Here is a 17051-nt window from a genome sequence, read left to right as displayed (position 1 = left end):
ATCTTCAGTCTTTGTTCATGCAATCAATATCACACTCCCTATATCTTTTAAGGGAGTGCATCATGAAAATATCATTTGTTAAGTACTGCGCATTGTTTGCCATATGCAATTTTTCTGCACAGGCAGATGAATTACCTTGGTCGGCTAAATCTACCGACCGCCAAGCTGGCAACGTATTAGCGACGCTAGAAAAGTCTTCTACACTCTCCAGCCATCCTACCGATTTAGTCACCCTAGCGCAGCAAACAAGTGCCCACAGCTCTGAGCAAGACAATCCAAGCCCAGCACAAAAAACGGCATCACAGGGTGTACTCCCTGGGCAAGTTGCGTTGAAATTGGCTGCTCGACCTGCAGCAACGCAAGTTAATCAAGAATATTGGGTTTATGATGCCTACGTTTCGTTACATACAGACAGTGACTACGACGGTTACTATCATCACTTTAGTGTAGATTTTGATGTCGACACAATATATGAGCACAGTGATGTTTACGCAAGATTATACTTGGGTGTTGATGAGGAATTTCGTGAATATCATACCACCGCAGATTTTCATATCGATGGGGATAGTACCGATGATCAACTGACTGTTGAAACGGAGTTGTTAAGCGGTTTTTATCCTGATGATTATGAAATTTTAATAGAGATATACGACGCGTTTACCCATGAGTTATTAGCGGTCGCCGACGGATACAGTGATGCAGATCTCTATCTTATCAGTATTGAAAGTCAGAACAACGAAGTTATTTATGTTGAACCCGATGTGGTAGTCATTGAAGCAAGTGGTGGCAGTGCGGGTTGGTTAGCCATGTTGTTATTACCCTTTGCCTTATTTAGATTAAACAAAAAATGAATTCGCTAAGCGTTTATAGCGAATGAATAAATTAAACGGGTGTTATTTAATACGCAAGTTAAGCACCCGTTTTAAAACGCTACATTTCCATTTCAGTTATCATTCTCATGCTCATGCAATAAATTTTTTCCATAGACGTTATCTTAACGCTTAATCGATTATTTCCTCCTCAAAAACAGCATCTTTTTCTACTAGTAACCCATTGATGGGTAAAGAAACTTGGCGTTATACAGCTGATTACTGACTATTTGGTCAAGTGTGCTGGAATATTAAACAATGCTGTGACAATATCGAGAATAGGTGCTGCGTATTGACGCTTAGTTGACCGTCATAGAGATGTCATAGAAATATAAGAACATTGCGCCTTAAAAATTATAAAAAGCCGGATAACTGGCAATAAAATCTCAGGAGAAACTATGAAATTAAAATACCCAGCTCTGCTGGCGTTGTTTTGTGCGTCCACGGCACAAGCGACCAGCGTCTTTATTAATGAAATTCACTATGACAATGCTGGTGGGGATGTAGGCGAATTTGTAGAAATTGCCGCGCCTATTGGTACCGACTTTACCGGCTGGTCAGTTGTGTTATATAACGGTAGCAACGGTACTGCATATAACACTTTAGACTTGTCGATAGAAACACCTGTTGAAAATGCTAACTACTCATTTCTAACTATTCTACCTAGCAGTATTCAAAATGGTTCGCCTGATGGTATAGCGCTAGTAGATAGTATTGGCAATGTTGTACAGTTTCTAAGCTATGAAGGTTCTTTGGCTGCGACTAACGGAGCTGCCAATGGTCTTACAAGTACTGATATCGGAGTAAGTGAACTTAGCTCTACGCCGATTGGATTTTCTCTACAATTATCCGGTAGTGGCAGCGAATACAGTGACTTTATATGGGTAGAACCTGCCGCAGAAACACCTAATGCTGCAAATAATACGCAAACTTTTACCGCAGACGTCACGGATAGCGCACCTAGCATTACTGCTTCTAGCCCTGCCAACGGTGACACAAATGTCGCGTTAGATTCCAATATTACCTTAACGTTTAACGAGGACGTGGTCATAGGCGCGACCAATGCGGTGAGCTGTTCGACGGAAGAGTCTATTTCTGTATCGCTTAGTGGTAGCGGTAATACCCATGTAATAACCCCAGACAGTAACTTTCCGGCAGGCGATACCTGTACGTTTACACTAAACGCCGCTGACGTCACTGATTTAGACGAACTGCCTGACAACATGGACGAAGATTATACGATTTCTTTCACGGTTGTAGACCCAAGTGTCACCATAGATTTAGTGATTAACGAATTTCTGGCAGATCCTGCCAGCGATGATATTGCCGGTGATGCTAACGGTGATGGCGTCCGTGATTCTTCAGAAGACGAATTTTTTGAGTTGGTCAATAATGGGACAACGGCTGTTGATCTAAGTGGTTGGACATTTAGTGATGCAGTGGACGTAAGACACGTATTCCCTGCTGACTCCACAATTGAACCAGGTTGTGCCATTGTTGTATTTGGTGGTGGCCAACCTCAAGGCGTGTTCGGAGGCGCACTCGTGCAAACGTCATCTTCTAATACAGTTGGCCTTAATAATGGTGGCGATAGTCTTATTATTTCTAATGGTGTAACGACATTCGAAGTAGCCTACGGTAGCGAAGGTTCTGACAATCAATCATTAACGCGAGATCCTGATGTAACGGGTGAGTCTTTCAGTAAACACTCAGAGGTAGCTAACGCAAATGGTGCGTTGTTTTCGCCAGGTACCAAGCTCGATGGAACCAAATTTGAAGGTTGTACTATCCCTGATTTAGCGCCAACAGTTGTTAATGTGACACCTGTTGATGGTGCGACCGATGTGGGCGTAGACAGCGTAATCGGACTTACGTTTAGTGAAACAGTAAATGTTTCACAGTGGCCTAGCCTAGTGTGCAGTACTAGCGGTGACGTAGCTTTAGAGGGCGTATCAAGTGGCAGTGAATTTACCTTAACACCAGCCACAGAGCTTAGCGGCAATGAAACGTGTACCTTTACTCTACCTGCTGACTCAGTAGTTGACGTAGACGGCACACCAGATATGCTCGCAGCTGACTTTACGACTAGCTTCAGTACCGCAGAACTATTAGTTTGTAATGCGTCAGATACCTTTATACATGAGGTGCAAGGCAGCGGCAGTGCAAGTGCATTAGTGGACCAAACCGTGTTAGTACAAGCGGTTGTCACAGCGGTATTAGCTGATTCTAACGTTTTCTATATACAAGAAGAAGACGCTGATACTGACGCCGACCCGACTACCTCCGAAGGGGTATTAGTGTTTAACGACAGCGGCGCGTTTAGCCTGCCAGTGGTAGGGGATGTGGTATCAGTGAAAGGCACGGTCTCTGAGTTCTTTGATCGTACTCAAATAACCCTCACTTCCGCACCATTGGTTTGTGGTAGCGCTACAGTATCGGCCACTAATTTCACTTTGCCTGTTACATCATTAGACGATCTTGAAGCGTTGGAAGGCATGTTAGTGACTAGCACTGCGGATTTAACGGTAACAGATAACTTCACGTTAGGGCGTTTTGGTCAACTTACCTTATCTAATGGGCGTCTTTACAATCCCACTAACATCTTCACGCCTGGCTCTGCTGAAGCGGTATCATTAGCTGCCAGCAATAGTCTAAATCGTCTGTTATTAGATGATGGCAACGACACCAGCAACCCAGATGTTGTCCCTTTCCCCACAGGCGGTTTATCGGCAGATAATACCCTAAGAATGGGAGATACGGTTTCTGCATTAACGGGCGTCGTTGATTACAGCTTTAGTGAATATCGCGTTATCCCGACACAAGCGCCGACTTTTGCTGCAACGAATCCACGCACCAGCGAACCGGAATTAACCCTAGGTAACCTCAAAGTCGCTAGCCTCAATGTTTTGAACTTCTTCAACACCATAGATGCTGGGGAGAATATATGTGGTCCTACGGGGGGGGTTGAGTGTCGTGGTGCAGATGATATTGGCACTGATACAAATGGACTAAGCGAATTCGACCGTCAAAAAGTTAAAACTGTCGCTGCCATTGTGGCAATGAATGCTGACATTGTTGGCTTGATGGAAATTGAAAATGATGGCTTTGGTCCTGACAGCGCAATTGTAGAATTGGTTGAAGGCATTAATGCGTTAATGGGAGAGGGCACTTACGCTGTGGTTGATGGTGGCAGCACCATTGGCACGGATGCCATAACGGTTGCACTTATCTATAAACCCGCGTCGGTAACCCCAAGCGGAGAGTTGGCAGTCTTAACGAGTGAGAACTCGATTACTGACGACAATGGAGCACTGTTTGATGACAGTAAAAACCGTCCATCTTTAGCGCAGAAATTTGCTTTAGTCGAAAACGGTGAAACCTTAGTTGTAAGCGTTAATCACCTTAAGTCTAAAGGATCAGGTTGTGGAGCAGGAGATGATGACACGGCCACTGGACAGGGTAACTGTAATGTTACGCGTACGCGCGCTGCGCAAGCACTTACAGCCTTTATTACCGAGACGTTTGCTGAAACACCTGCACTCATTATTGGTGACTTGAACTCGTATGCTAAAGAAGATCCTATCAGCGCCATTAAGGGAGCGGGTTACACTGATCTAGCAAACTACTTTGGTGGTGAGCAAGCTTATTCGTATTCGTTTAATGGTGAGTTAGGGTATCTAGATCACGCTTTAGCCAGCGCCAGTATGCTGGACAGTGTCGTTGATACTACCGAATGGCACATCAATGCAGATGAGCCAGTGGTGTTGGATTATAACCTTGATTTTCAGTCTGCAGTTCAGCAAGTAAAATATTTTGCACCTGACGCTTATCGTATGTCTGATCACGATCCTGTTGTGATTTCGCTACAGCTAGAGTCAGATGTTCAAGTCGTGGAAGGTGATTTTGATGCTGATGGTGATGTGGATATTATGGATATTCGTGCACTAACACGTGCAATTCAACTTCGACAAACTATAGACAACAGCTTTGATTTTAACGAAGATGGTCAGGTAACTTATACCGACGTAAGATTATTGCAACGTATGTGTACTCGCACGTTTTGCGCTATTTAATAAGTTGTACCCGTTAACTAAACAGTAGGAAAATAAAAATGAAAAAAGTACTTTTACTAGTTTGTACAATGTTTTTTGGCACCGCTAACGCCAATATGATCAATATCGAGTTGGATAATGTAAACCCATCAGTTGGGGATACAGTGTCTGTTAATATCAATATGACTGGGATTACGGAAGATTTTACATCTTTCTTCTCTGGATTTTTATTCGACAGCAGTCTTTTTGCATATGTAGAAGATAGCGCCAGCTCTGACTTCCCACTTTTTGACTACGCTACATTCAGTGGGTTGGATGTGGACACTGCAGCTGCTGGACTTGTTTCTATTACTCTATGGGAAGGTTTCCTCCCTCAAATCTATAGCGCTGGCGATTACCTAGTTGCAACATTTGATTTACTGGCCATTGGTGAAGGACAGTCTTCATTTTCATTGGCGACCGCAACTGTCTACGAAGAAAATGATATTATTGGCAGAACGCTCGACACCAGCGCCTCGGCTACTAGCATTGCCGTACCTGCGCCTAGCTCTATGGCCTTTATGGGCTTAGCCGTTTTAGGCTTTATGGGTGTTAGACGTAAAGTACAAATGTAAACCCCAAGTCAAAATCATACACGCACAGTGAGTGATTTTGATTTGTTTGAGGTATTGACAAAAAGGCGGTTAATCTTTGATTAATCGCCTTTTTTTCTAAAATTTTTTTGAAATTTTAATATTAATAACGCCTATTATTGCTACCCAAAAATGCGTTATGCTGAGGGCGATCAAGATGTCATTTGACTGCAAACTTGGCAATACAATTTAATTAAAGGTAAATCCATTCATATTCAACTTACTGAGTTGCAATTGTGTAATATGTAAGTTAAAAATATGCTAACACCCGTTCGGGTAAACTACTGTTGTAGCCATGATGGAAAATATCAAGGCATTTTAATTATCCGTACTTTTGAAATAAAAATCTAATAACAAGGTTATAAAATAACCCATCAGGGAAACGGAGATAAAATGAAACATACACTGTCCATAGCTGTATCTGCAGCATTGATGTCTATGTCAGCGCACTCGGCTAATGAGTTAGCTGAAGGAATATCGAAATTTGATGTCTCATCAGCCGCAATTAAAAGCGTAGAGGCAACATCGGTCAATAAAAACAAGAATCAAAAAGCACCTGTAGCTAATATTGCTCAAAGGTTTGTAGTAGAAAAAGGCATAGAGAATAAACCTTATGTCTACATTGTAAGATTAACAGACCAGCCAGTGGCGACATATGATGGTGGAATTAAAGATCTACAAGCCACTAATCCCAAAAAAACGACCTCAGCATCCGCTAGAGTGCAAGCCCCCCAGAAAAGCGCCAAACTCGATGTAGAAGCCCCAGAGGTAAAAGCCTATGTGTCTTACCTTAAGGGCGTGCAGAGTTCATTTATCACTCGAGCCTCTCGAGTCGCAAATAGCTTACGAGTTATTGAGTCGTATAAATACAGCGTAAACGGCGTAGCGATCAGAGTTACCCCTGATGAAGCTGAAGCGATATCCAAGCTGCCAGGCGTTGAGCGTGTTGAACGTGAAGCAATGTATAAAATGGATACTGATACCGGTCCAGTGAAAATAGGCGCTCCAAATATATGGGATGGCTCAGTCACTAATTCCGGCGTGGGTACGCTCGGTGAAGGCATTATTATTGCCACCATAGATTCAGGTGTAAATACCGGTAGCCGTTCATTCGCAGATATTGGTGATGATGGTTACGATCATACTAACCCTCGCGGTGCGGGTGTCTACGTAGGAGATTGCGCAGGTGATTATCCCGAGATATGTAATGACAAACTTATTGGGGTGCGAAGCTATACCCGAATAACTGACGATTATGGGGATACCGATGTTTTCCCCCCAAACTTACCTAGAAATGGTGAAGATTACAGCGGTCATGGTTCACACACTGCGGGTACCTTTGCTGGCAATATATTGCATGATGTACCTGTTTTAACACCAGGCGCTGGTGAAGAAAGTCACGGTATTCCTGGATCGTTTGAGTTTGCGCAAATTTCTGGTGTTGCGCCCCATGCCAATATCATTGCTTATCAAATTTGTTATCCGGGACGTTCTGATGCGGGTGATACCTATGGTGATTGTCCTGGGGCGGCCATTCTTGCCGGTATCGAGGACGCGATAACGGATGGTGTCGATGTCATGAACTACTCTATTAGTGGCGGTGGATTCCCTTGGAGCAGTGATGTTGATATGGCATTTTTATCGGCTAGAAATGCCGGTATATTTGTGGCTACCTCGGCTGGTAATTCAGGACCTGATGCCGCCACAACCTCCAAACATGCTCCATGGTATACCGCTGTTGCAGCATCGACTCATGGACGTGAAATCGATTATTCAAAAGAAATTGGCCAATTTACCGGTGGTGATAGCGAATTAGGAACCTTAACGGGTAACAGTAACTCGCTAGGTATCACTGCTTCTATCGTTTACGCAGGGGATTATACTAACGCCAATGATCCAGCGGGAGACCCTGCTCAATGTTTACAGCCTTTCCCCGACGGTACCTTCAGCGGAGAAATAGTCCTTTGTGACCGTGGCGCAATTGCACGTGTTGAAAAAGCGCAAAATGTTGCTGCTGGTGGCGCAGAAGGCTTTGTATTAGGCAACGTGCTTAACGGTGGCAGTAGCGTCGATAACGACGCGTACGTGATACCTGGTATCCATATCGACGCAGCACAAGCAGAATTACTGCGCAGCTGGCTTGCAAGTGGTGAAGGCCATATGGCGACTATCACTCCCTCAGAAGGAGAATTGATCCTATCTGCAGGAGACGACTTAGCTGATTTCTCTTCCAGAGGACCTAACCCTTCAATCAGCACCATCACGCCACAAATTGCGGCGCCGGGGGTAAGTATTTACGCGGCTTCTGCTGACCAAAAATTTGGTCACGATGGCCATATAGCAGACCCGAGTGATTTTGCATTTTTAAGTGGAACGTCTATGGCTAGCCCTCACGTAGCAGGCGCAGCAGCGTTGCTAATGGCGGCAAATCCTAGTTGGACTCCAGACAATATCCGGTCTGCGATGATGATGACAGCAACCACTAATATGCGTAAAGAAGACGGTGAAACGCCGGCCGATTGGTTTGACATGGGCTCTGGGCGAATCCAGGTAGACTTGGCTAATCAGACCGGTTTGGTGATGGATGAATTAGGCGCAAATTATCTTGCGGCTAACCCGAATGAAGAAGGGGATCCTAAAACACTCAATATTCCCAGTATGGCAGATGATAACTGCGTAGGTGCATGCCGCTGGACTAGAACGGTAACGGCTACAAAAGACGGTTCGTGGTCTGTTTCAGGTGTGGGTATTTCTGATGGTGTAAGCGTTACGGTCAGTCCTGAGACATTCGATATTGTGGCTGGGGCAAGTCAAGAAATTACGGTAACAGCATCGGCTGATGTAAGTGGTGAAGACTTCTTATTCGCTCAGTTGAATCTGACCTCAGATAGCTCGCCTGATTTGCATATGCCAATTGCGGTGATTGCGACAACCAGTAATATACCAAATGAGTTTAATATTTCAGCTGACAGAAATGCGGATACCCGTTTGATATCTGACATCGTCGCGGTTGAGATAAATGGCTTTACTGCGCGCTCTTATGGTTTAACTAAAGCGACAGCTGTCACCGAAAGTATTCAAGAAGACACCAGTAATGGTAGTGCCTTGGACGATTTGGACGATGGTGTACACGTTATTACCCTTAATGTACCTGAGAACGCTAAATATCTAGTGGCTGAAATTACCGCTTCTGAATCCCCTGATTTAGACTTGTTTGTTGTCCTTGATGCCAATGAAAACGGGATCCCTGAGACAAATGAAATTGTAGGCTCTAGTGCAACGGGCACGGCTTTAGAAAAAGTCAGTCTAATTGAACCTCAGTCTGGTACATATTTGATCGTAACCCAAAATTGGAGTGCTTCAGCGCCAGGCGCCAGCGATGAATTTACCATTGTTACCGCGTTAGTCGATGGTGAGTTAGGAGATAACCTTACCGTGGATGCGCCATCTTCCATTGCGGCAATAACCCCGTTTGACATTCGTGTTGGCTGGGATGTTGATGCAGTTGCAGGTGACAAATACTTTGGTGCATTTGATGTGGGCTCCAGTGCTGATCAAGCCGGTAACTTTGGTCTGGTCGTCGTAAATCTCGATAGAACAGCTGATGATGTTCAAGTCGTTGGTGGTCGTGATGGGTTTTTAGTCGCCGGTGATCAAATAGATTACGCCATTCAAGTGGGAGCAAACTTTACCTCTGAAGACCGCTTATATGAGATTGCTTTATCATTGCCAGACGGCGTAAAACTTGTAGAAGGTTCGTTAGCTGATGGTACGGTTGCTGATGACGGCACCTTAACGTGGAACGTGGTACAAGATTCCATTAAAGGTCAAGATGCTTCCTACTCTGTTACTACTAACGAAAACGATGTATTTTGCGCAAACCCTAACTTTGGTCAGGGTTCTGGTTATATTGATTTGGCTGCATTCGGCATTGGTTTCTCTGATGCTGACGGTGACACAGTAACGGCAAACTTTAATGTTCCAGCTTCGTTACTGGGCCAAGCATATGATTCAATTGGTGTAACAGATGACGGTTTTATCAGCTTTAGCGGTAATGAAGGGACGACGCCTTGGGTTAATCAACTAATGCCCGATGAAAATCCTGCTAATGGTGTGATTGCTCCATTCTGGCGCGATATGGTACTCGATACAGCTAATGATTCAGGTATCACAGTAGCAACCGCCGGCGCTTTCACTTTTGTTGAGTGGGATAATATGCGCCCATACAGTGGTGATGTTGATAGTCTAGATTTTCAAGTGGTCTTTAACAATGCGCCAGTTGGAAATGAACCTGACATTATATTCTCCTACGGAGATGTGACACATGCTAATGCTGATTCGCTGGGCACTTCGATTGGTTATGAATCAATAGACGGTAAATCTGGCTTAACGACTCATTATGTAGGCGCTGCAAGTGCACCAATTGGTAATATTGAGACCGATATTGTTTCAGGTTCACAAATGTGTTTCACATTGCAAGATCCTGACAATACCAAGTTATTGACCTTTACCCTTGAAGTTACTGAAGATAATGTTGGCGGTCCTATCCAGTTGCTGGCTCTGTCTACTTTGCCTAATAATATAGGTACGAAAATGGCGGTCAGCCCTATCAACGATAATGCGGTTGTAGCAGTTGCAGGTGATTGGGATGGCGATAGCGATGTCGATATGCTTGATATACGGGCATTGATAAGAGCTATTCAACTTCGTCAAGACATTGATATGAGCTTCGACTTTAACGAGGACGGACAAGTGACGTATACCGACGTAAGATTGTTGCAAGGTATGTGTACTCGCTCACGTTGCGCAGTTAATTAAGCTATAAACTCGCACTGATCCGTGCGGTGTTAAAGGGGCGCTCATTTGAGCGCCCTTTTTTATGAGATTATTTTTAAAAATTCTAAATTAAGAAAATAATGGGACGTTAATTCCTCCATTTTGAAAAGCCTTCTATAATTCACCACCCTATTTACTTTATAAAATGCGGTGAAATTACTTATTTTTCAGCCCAGTAGCTTATTTTATTTAAAAGTGTAAGAAAGCGTAAATGTTACTAATATCGTCAAAAAATTAACGTAATATCGAGCCAAATAGCGACTTTAGTCGTAGAAAACATACACTCAAAACTCAACAAATAAAAAGGTTTCTCCATGTCCAAAGGAATTTCATTTTCACCTATCTTAATCGCACTGATTTTGGTTAGTGGTTTATTGGTTTATTTATATCTGCCAACTGATGTGGAGCAACAGAAACGTGAATCAACTGCAACCCCTGTAACAGCGTACACTGTGGTTCAGCAGAAATTCCCAGTAATCGTAGAAGCGCTCGGTACTGCAAATGCGAACGAATCTGTGATGCTGACGGCGCAAAAATCAGACATTGTGCAACGAATTGAGTTTGATGATGGAGACATGGTTGAAAAAGGCCAACTGTTAATAAAGCTCAATGATCGGGAAGAGAGGGCTCGATTAAACGAACTCGATATCAATTTGCAAGAAGCAAAACGGCAGTTGAAACGAATTGATAATTTGGCCCAAAAAAGTGCCGCTTCGGCGCAATTACTTGATGAACAGGAAGCCAATGTAAAAGCGTTTAAAGCGCAACTAGAGGTAGCGAAAGCGCAACTGGACGAGTTGGAGCTTCGCGCACCGTTCAGCGGATTACTGGGTGTACGTATGGTAAGTGTTGGGGCGTTAATTATGCCGGGTGATCTAATCGCTACCTTAGACGACTTGCATGTCATCAAGATGGATTTCACCATCGCAGAGTCGCATTTAGCGAGTGTCAAAAAAGGTCAGCAAGTTACCGCTACGTCTGTTGCTTATCCTGGGCAACGTTTTGAAGGTAAAATATCAAGTATTGCGTCTCGGGTAGATCCCGTGACACGTGCAATACAAATCCGCGCCACAATCGATAACGAAGACTTAAAACTACGCCCAGGTATGCTTCTACAAATAAATCTGCAAAAAGAAATACTCGATACGTTAACGATACCAGAAGGAGCATTGGTACCGATTGAAGATCAGCAATTCGTTTTCGTGATTCAAGATGACAAAGTTATACGCCAAGAAGTAAAAGTAGGCTTACGTAAGCCCGGAATTGCACAAATTACTTCTGGTTTGCAAGAAGGCGATAAAATTGTTGTCGAGGGAGCCCTTCGTCTTCGGGAAGGTTCCGCCGTTAAGGTACTTTCCACGCACACGTCGCAAGGGTAATTCTTATGCTGTTATCTGACATATCAATTAAACGTCCAGTTTTTGCGTCTGTAGTCAATTTACTGCTCGTCGTGTTTGGAATTGTCGCAGTAACGTTTTTATCACTGCGTGAATATCCAGATGTTGATCCTCCCATCGTGTCAATCAACACTACCTACACGGGGGCATCTGCAGCCATTATTGAAAGCCGTATTACGCAATTATTAGAAGACCGCATTAGCGGTATTGAAGGGATCAAAAATATCGAGTCGAGTAGCAGAAACGGACGCTCCTCGATTGATGTTGAATTTAATCTTTCTCGTGATATTGATGCGGCATCGAATGATGTACGAGAACGCGTTAGCCGCGCACTGAATAACTTACCTGATCAAGCCGATCCTCCGGAAGTATCAAAATCTACCTCAGATGATGATGTGATTGTTTGGTACAACCTACGTAGCGACAATATGAGTGTCATGGAGTTAACCGATTACGCAGACCGTTATCTGGTTGATCGTTTGTCGGTGGCTGAAGGGGTGGCGAATGTTCGGCTAGGCGGCGGTCGCAGTTACGCTATGAAAGTATGGCTTAATCGCAACGCCATGGCTGCAAGAGGAATTACTGTTTCTGATATTGAGCAGGTTATTAAATCGGAGAATGTTGAGCTACCCGCTGGAGAAGTGCAATCGAATCAACGAGATTTTGATGTACGCGTAGCACGTAGTTACTTGAGCCCAGATGACTTCTCAAGGCTACCTGTTAAAGCCGGTAGCGACGGTTACTTGATTCGACTGGGCGAAGTGGCGACGGTCGAGTTAGGCGCTGAAGACGATGAGACGGAGTTTCGCGGTAATGGTGTAAATATGATTGGTTTAGGGATTACTAAACAGTCAAAAGCCAATACGCTAGAGGTTGCAAGAGCAGCGAAAGCGGCTATTGAAGACATTAAACAAACCTTGCCGGATAATATCTTCATTGTGCCAAGTTATGATTCTTCAGTCTTTATTGAGGCGTCAATTAATGAAGTGTATGAGACGCTTGCTATCGCTATGTTGATGGTTGTATTTGTTATATACATCTTCCTCGGTAATGTACGGGCCACTATTATTCCCGCTGTAACGGTCCCTGTTTCACTCGTTGCAGCATTTACAGTGATGTATGCCCTGGGATTTTCAATAAATCTACTCACTCTATTGGCCTTGGTGCTTGCAATTGGGCTGGTGGTCGACGATGCAATCGTCGTACTTGAAAATATTTCTCGGCGGATAGAGCTCGGTGAACCCCCATTGCTGGCTGCGTATCGCGGTGCCCGCGAGGTAGGTTTTGCGGTTATAGCCACGACATTAGTGTTAATTGCTGTGTTTGTTCCTTTGGTATTTTTACAAGGTAACATTGGGCGTTTGTTTACCGAGTTCGCCTTGGCTATTGCAGCTGCTGTGGCATTTTCAAGCGTGACGGCATTGACGTTAATTCCGATGCTTAGCTCTAAGTTATTAAAGAAAAGCCAGCATAAAACGGGTTTCAGTGCATGGATGGACAGATCTTTTACTAAATTCGAAGGTAATTATTTTAAAGTTTTAGGGAAAACCATTCATCAGCCTATTCTAATGACGTTGCTTATTATTGTTAGTATTTTAGGTTTATTACGTTTACTAGAAGTTTTACCAAGCGAATTTGTACCCAAGGAAGACCGCGGCAACTTCTTTATTCAAATTCAATCTGCTGAGGGTGCAAGTTTTAAAGAAAATAGTAGGAGCATGAGAAGAGTTGAAGAAATCATACTGCCTTACTTAGATAGCGGCGATGCAACGCGAGTACTTGTTCGTTTACCAGGGTTTGGTAGTAGTGCTGGTATTGCGATCATTGGCACGCCAATTGGAGAAGACAAAAAACGTTCTTCCTTTGAGTTAATGGACGAAATAAGTCAAAAACTCTCGGTTATTCCCGATGTCCGAGCATTTGCTATTATGCGTTCGAGTCTTGGTGGAGGAGGTGTAGGGCGCCCAGTGCAATTTGTTTTGCAAGGCAATACCTATGAAGAACTTGTAGGATGGCGAGATACATTGCTTTCTATTGCGCAAGAAAACCCTAACCTGTTGCGCTTAGATTCAGATTATAAAGAAACGCTGCCGCAACTGTTGGTCAATATTGATACCGAGCGTGCTGCTGATTTAGGGGTCTCGGTGAGTGATATCGGAACCACATTAGAGACAATGCTAGGCCAACGTCGTGTATCAACCTACCTAGACAGAGGCCAAGAGTATGACGTGATACTCGAAGGACGCCGAGAAGATTACCGTAGTCCGCAAAGTATCGATAACTTGTATGTACGATCCTTCCGCACTGGTGAGCTTATTCCGATGGATAACCTGCTCAAGGTCGAAGAGCGCGCTACATCATCACGCTTAAATCGATACAACCGTATGCGCAGTATTACCATCAGCGCTAACTTAGCTGAAGGATATACAGTAGGACAAGCGTTAGCGTATTTAAACAATATTGTTGATACGCAGTTGCCTGAAGGCGTATCAGTGGATTACAAAGGAGAATCCCAACTTTATCAAGAGTCGGGCAACTCAATTTTGTTTATCTTCCTTATGGCATTGGTCATTGTTTATCTAATCCTCGCTGCACAATTCGAGAGTTGGGTTCATCCTTTGGTGATCATGCTTACGGTCCCCCTTGCTTTAGTCGGCGCGTTTATTGGTCTTTATTTTGCCGGTATGACCTTAAATATTTATAGTCAGATTGGTTTAGTTATGTTGATAGGCCTTGCAGCGAAAAATGGTATTTTAATTGTTGAGTTTGCCAATCAATTACGTGACGCAGGCGTCGAGTTTGAATTAGCTCTCAAAAGAGCCGCGATGTTACGTTTACGTCCCATCGTTATGACAAGTTTTACGACTGTATTCAGTTCTCTACCATTGGTTTTTGCTAGTGGTGCAGGCTCTGAAAGCAGAACTGTTATTGGCATGGTGATATTTGCCGGGGTATTAGTCTCAACTCTACTAACGCTTTTCGTTGTACCGACCGCCTATTACTGGTTAGCACGAAATACAGGTTCGCCATTGGTCATTACCCAGAAATTAGAAAAGCTAGAAGAAGAAATTCCCTATCAAAAAGGCGATGATTTCTAATCTACTCACTTTATTATCAAAGCGGCTAGGGTAACCTAAGCCGCTTTTTTTTATCTGGCGGCATATTGCATCTTATAAATAATAAACCGCTCAATGCATTCACAGGTGATAAAACGTTGATACAGATATATGAGTATCCCAATGAGTCTGAATCTGCAGTGTAAATATTAAACAAAATAGGTATTCTTTGCTGGCGACATGGTTATCGTTTTGATACCCAGCGGGTGCTATAGGTAAAAAATAGACGAAAAAAAACCGGATATTAAATCCGGTTTTTTGTATTACAACATATCAGACGTCTTGATTACTCGTCTAAGAAGCTACGTAGCTGCTCAGAACGGCTAGGGTGCCGTAATTTACGAAGTGCTTTAGCTTCAATTTGACGTATACGCTCACGGGTAACGTCAAACTGCTTGCCTACTTCTTCAAGGGTATGATCGGTGTTCATATCAATACCAAAACGCATTCTCAGTACTTTCGCTTCTCGAGCGGTTAGACCAGCTAAAACTTCTTGTGTTGCGTTCTTCAAGCTGCCACCAGTGGCAGAATCAAGAGGCTGCACAATCGTGCTATCTTCAATAAAGTCACCTAAATGCGAATCTTCATCATCGCCTATTGGTGTTTCCATTGAGATTGGCTCTTTAGCAATCTTCAATACCTTACGAATTTTGTCTTCAGGCATGATCATGCGTTCTGACAATTCTTCTGGTGTTGGTTCGCGCCCCATTTCTTGCAACATTTGACGAGAAATACGGTTTAACTTATTGATGGTCTCAATCATATGCACAGGGATACGAATTGTACGAGCCTGATCTGCAATTGAACGCGTGATAGCCTGACGTATCCACCAAGTAGCATAAGTTGAGAACTTATAGCCACGACGGTATTCAAACTTATCAACCGCTTTCATCAAACCAATGTTACCTTCTTGAATCAAATCCAAGAATTGCAAGCCACGGTTAGTGTACTTCTTCGCAATAGAGATAACTAAACGTAAGTTAGCTTCAACCATCTCTTTCTTAGCGCGACGAGCTTTTGCTTCGCCAATCGACATACGACGGTTAATGTCTTTTATGTCAGCTATGATTAGACCGGTTTCTTCTTCAACAGAATTCATTTTGCCGATGGCACGTTCAAGTTCTTCTTGATGAACTTTCATTTCTTCAGCATAAGGTGCATTAGAAGAAAGAATTTCAAATAACCAAACGGTACTGGTCTCGTTACCCGAGAAGGCTTTAATAAAGTCTTTCTTAGGCATTTTAGCCGTAGCAACACAGTGTTTCATCACTATGCGCTCTTGCACACGGATACGATCCATCATGCTACGCATGTTTTTAACCATGCGATCGAATTGCTTAGGTATTAAGCGAAATTCTTTAAAAATTTCACTTAAGGCATCTATTTCTTTTCGTGCATTCGCGTGTGAACGACCCTTAGAAGCGATAACGTCACGAGCTTTTTCATATTGCACACGAAGTTCGGTAAATTTCTCACGAGCCTCTTCTGGGTCAGGGCCTGTGTCTTCTTCTTCTTCGTCTTCATCGTCGCTGTCATCACCATCATCATCTTCGTCATCTAATTCTTCTTCAGATAACTCAGAACCGACGTGGGTCGCGGTGGGGGCAATATTATCAGCTTCGTTAGGATCCACAAAGCCCACAATGATGTCGCTCAGACGAATTTCTTCGGCTTCAAACATATCCCATTGATCAAGTAAATAGGTGATGGCTTCAGGGTATTCAGCAACAGAACACTGAACCTGATTAATGCCTTCTTCTATGCGCTTGGCGATAACAATCTCGCCTTCGCGTGTTAGTAGCTCGACTGTACCCATTTCACGCATATACATACGGACAGGGTCAGTGGTTCTACCAATTTCGCTTTCGACCGTTGCTAAGGCTTGGGCTGCTGCTTCCGCGACTTCTTCATCAGGCGCGTTTTCTTGCATCAATAGTTCGTCAGAATCAGGTGCGTTTTCAAACACCTTAATTCCCATATCGTTAATCATACGAATGATGTCTTCGATCTGATCTGAGTCAACTATGTCTTGTGGCAGGTGATCATTTACTTCGGCAAAGGTCAAGTAGCCTTGTTCTTTACCTTTTGCAATGAGGAGTTTTATCTGCGATTGCTTGCTTTGCACCATATACCTTACACTTCTCGATTT

Annotated in this window: 7 protein-coding genes; 6 read left to right on the top strand and 1 reads right to left on the bottom strand. The window is 43.6% G+C overall.

From position 1 onward, the window contains the following. Positions 1-62: 62 nt before the first annotated feature. From GQS54_RS19900 to GQS54_RS19875, 6 genes are all read left to right on the top strand, one after another. On the top strand, positions 63-851 hold the full coding sequence (locus GQS54_RS19900; RefSeq protein WP_166425667.1) for a choice-of-anchor H family protein: 789 nt from the start codon (positions 63-65) through the stop codon (positions 849-851). A 416-nt stretch (positions 852-1267) separates the two neighbouring features. Beyond that, a complete protein-coding gene (locus tag GQS54_RS19895) occupies positions 1268-4942 on the top strand; it encodes an ExeM/NucH family extracellular endonuclease (RefSeq protein WP_166425666.1) in 3675 nt (1224 codons plus the stop codon). 38 nt (positions 4943-4980) lie between these two features. Next, complete coding sequence (locus GQS54_RS19890) at positions 4981-5535, top strand: PEP-CTERM sorting domain-containing protein (RefSeq protein WP_166425665.1); 555 nt, start codon at positions 4981-4983, stop codon at positions 5533-5535. Positions 5536-5946: 411 nt separating this feature from the next. Next, the gene (locus GQS54_RS23465) at positions 5947-10371 is read left to right on the top strand and encodes a S8 family serine peptidase (RefSeq protein ID WP_166425664.1); all 4425 of its coding nucleotides are present in this window, start codon (positions 5947-5949) and stop codon (positions 10369-10371) included. Positions 10372-10703: 332 nt separating this feature from the next. Further along, positions 10704-11768, top strand: a complete 1065-nt coding sequence (locus GQS54_RS19880) for an efflux RND transporter periplasmic adaptor subunit (protein WP_166425663.1) — start codon at positions 10704-10706, stop codon at positions 11766-11768. A 5-nt stretch (positions 11769-11773) separates the two neighbouring features. Next, on the top strand, positions 11774-14884 hold the full coding sequence (locus tag GQS54_RS19875; RefSeq protein WP_166425662.1) for an efflux RND transporter permease subunit: 3111 nt from the start codon (positions 11774-11776) through the stop codon (positions 14882-14884). Between the two features lie 304 nt (positions 14885-15188). On the opposite strand, the gene rpoD is transcribed toward GQS54_RS19875, so the two are convergent. Then, positions 15189-17030, bottom strand: a complete 1842-nt coding sequence (rpoD, locus tag GQS54_RS19870; protein WP_205967853.1) for an RNA polymerase sigma factor RpoD — start codon at positions 17028-17030, stop codon at positions 15189-15191. Positions 17031-17051: the final 21 nt, after the last annotated feature.

This window comes from Paraglaciecola sp. 20A4, assembly GCF_011378905.1.
In the GTDB taxonomy this organism is placed as follows: domain Bacteria; phylum Pseudomonadota; class Gammaproteobacteria; order Enterobacterales; family Alteromonadaceae; genus Paraglaciecola.
Note: the sequence above shows the minus strand (reverse complement) of the source record. Positions and strands in the feature narration are given on the sequence as shown.

Coding starts and splice junctions, on each gene's coding strand:
- GQS54_RS19890 (WP_166425665.1), top strand. CDS start 4,981: ATGAAAAAAGTACTTTTACTAGTTTGTACAATGTTTTTTGGCACCGCT.
- rpoD (WP_205967853.1), bottom strand. CDS start 17,030: ATGGTGCAAAGCAAGCAATCGCAGATAAAACTCCTCATTGCAAAAGGT.
- GQS54_RS19900 (WP_166425667.1), top strand. CDS start 63: ATGAAAATATCATTTGTTAAGTACTGCGCATTGTTTGCCATATGCAAT.
- GQS54_RS19875 (WP_166425662.1), top strand. CDS start 11,774: ATGCTGTTATCTGACATATCAATTAAACGTCCAGTTTTTGCGTCTGTA.
- GQS54_RS23465 (WP_166425664.1), top strand. CDS start 5,947: ATGAAACATACACTGTCCATAGCTGTATCTGCAGCATTGATGTCTATG.
- GQS54_RS19880 (WP_166425663.1), top strand. CDS start 10,704: ATGTCCAAAGGAATTTCATTTTCACCTATCTTAATCGCACTGATTTTG.
- GQS54_RS19895 (WP_166425666.1), top strand. CDS start 1,268: ATGAAATTAAAATACCCAGCTCTGCTGGCGTTGTTTTGTGCGTCCACG.